The organism is Dietzia sp. SYD-A1 (genome assembly GCF_015356725.1).
In the GTDB taxonomy this organism is placed as follows: Bacteria; Actinomycetota; Actinomycetes; order Mycobacteriales; family Mycobacteriaceae; genus Dietzia.
Genome location: NZ_JADDKI010000363.1, coordinates 1 through 1,667 on the forward strand (window position 1 = coordinate 1; position 1,667 = coordinate 1,667).

Annotated in this window: 2 protein-coding genes; both read left to right on the forward strand. The window is 70.9% G+C overall.

Annotated features, from left to right (window positions below; all coding sequences use genetic code 11):
• Positions 1-1,040: GTPase ObgE (gene obgE, locus IY392_RS13810; protein WP_194861519.1), on the forward strand; the 1,040-nt coding region annotated here is incomplete at its 5' end.
• Positions 1,037-1,667 (forward strand): glutamate 5-kinase (gene proB / locus IY392_RS13815; RefSeq protein ID WP_194861520.1); only part of this gene is annotated, 631 nt, incomplete at its 3' end. The genes obgE and proB, both read left to right, overlap by 4 nt.

Sequence of the window (1,667 nt, forward strand, 5' to 3'; positions counted from 1 at the left end):
CCCTGCTCGGTGAGCCCGGCGAGGTCCGCGACCTGACCCTCGAACTCAAGTCCATGGCGGACGTCGGGCTGGTCGGGTTCCCCTCGGCGGGCAAGTCGTCGCTCGTGTCGGTGCTGTCCGCGGCCAAACCCAAGATCGCCGACTACCCGTTCACCACCCTGGCGCCCAACCTCGGTGTGGTCTCGGTGGGCGACGACACGTTCACCATCGCGGACGTGCCCGGGCTCATCCCCGGAGCCAGCGAGGGACGCGGTCTGGGCTTGGACTTCCTGCGCCACATCGAACGCACGGCCGTCCTCGCGCACGTGGTGGACTGCGCGAACCTCGAGTCCGACCGCGACCCCGTCTCGGATGTCGACGCACTCGAGGCCGAGCTCGCCGCCTACCAACCGGAACTCGCCGACGCCGGGCTGGGCGACCTGGCCGACCGGCCCCGGGTCGTGGTGCTCAACAAGATCGACGTTCCGGACGCCGCCGACATGGCCGAGATGGTCACCGCCCACTTCGAGGCCAAGGGCTGGCCGGTGTACGCGATCTCCGCGGTCGCGCACCGGGGCCTGGACGAGTTGCGGTACGGGCTGTACGAGCTCATCAAGGCCCATCGCAAAGCGAACCCGCCTGCGGCGCCCGAGCGGATCGTCCTTCGGCCCAGGGCCGTGGACGGGGTCGAGTTCACGGTCCGGAAGGATCCGGACGAGGCCGGTGCCTTCGTGGTGTCGGGATCCAAACCCGAACGTTGGATCCGCCAGACCGACTTCGCCAACGACGAGGCCGTGGGCTTTCTCGCCGACCGCCTGGCCCGGCTGGGTGTCGAGGACGCGCTCATCAAGGCCGGGGCGCAGGCGGGTTGCGCGGTCACCATCGGCGACGTCTCGTTCGACTGGGAGCCCCAGACCCCTGCGGGCGTGGACCTCATGCGCACCGGGCGTGGCACGGACATCCGGTTGGAGTCCGACGAGCGCGTGGGCGCCCAGGAGCGCAAGTACCGCAAGCGGGTGCGCCGCGGCCTGATCGATCCCGACGAGGAGATCCTGGAGTGACCGGTGAACCGGAGCTGCGGCGCCGGATAGGCACGGCCCGCCGAGTGGTCGTCAAGATCGGGTCCTCGGCCATCACGAGCGTCGGTGGTGGGATCCGCCGGCCGCAGCTCGACGCCCTGGCCGATGTCTGTCAGGCGCGCATGTCCGCGGGGTCGGACGTCTTCGTGGTCTCGTCCGGGGCGATCGGAGCGGGGATGTCCCCACTGGGAATGACCACCCGCCCCGCGACCCTGTCCGCCAAGCAGGCCGCCGCGAGCGTGGGCCAGCTGGAGCTGGCCCGGGCCTGGGGGGACTCCTTCTCCCGATACGACCGCGTGGTGGGGCAGGTCCTGCTGACGGCCGGCGACATCGGGCGCCGGGAGAGCGCCGCCAACGCGCAACGCACCCTGGATCGTCTCCGCACACTCGGCGCGGTCCCGGTGGTCAACGAGAACGACACGGTGGCCACCAACGAGATCCGTTTCGGGGACAACGACCGCCTGGCCGCGTTGGTGGCCCACCTCATCAGCGCCGATGCGCTGGTCCTGCTCTCGGACGTGGACGCCCTGTACGACTCGGACCCGCGGAAGGGCGACGCCACCGCGGTGACGATGGTGTCGGGTGCGGCCGACCTCGACGGGGTGGTGG